Below are 255 nucleotides of genomic sequence, written 5' to 3'. Positions count from 1 at the left end.
GCGCAATTATTGATATGGCCTGCTCGGCATGAACGAGCGCGCGCGGCTGATCGGCGGATCGCTTTCGATCGGCAGCGCGCCGGGCGCGGGCACCACGGTGTCGATTCACATTCCGCTCGATGGCGGACCTCGAACATGATCAGGATACTCATTGCAGACGATCATGCGATCGTCCGTGGCGGACTCAGGCAGATCATCGCGACCACGAGCGATATCGTCGTCGTGGCGGAAGCGGCGCACGGGGCAGAAGTGGTC

1 pseudogene is annotated in these 255 nt (G+C 62.7%); it reads left to right on the top strand.

The annotated features are described in order from the left end of the window. Positions 1 to 135 precede the first annotated feature (135 nt). Positions 136 to 255 (top strand): annotated as a pseudogene (locus AB4Y32_RS40630) (response regulator); the annotation flags it as partial.

It is taken from the genome of Paraburkholderia phymatum, assembly GCF_040965635.1.
Taxonomy (GTDB): Bacteria; Pseudomonadota; Gammaproteobacteria; order Burkholderiales; family Burkholderiaceae; genus Paraburkholderia; species Paraburkholderia phymatum_B.
The sequence above is the reverse complement of the archived record's forward strand: the minus strand, read 5'-3'. Positions and strand labels throughout refer to the sequence as shown.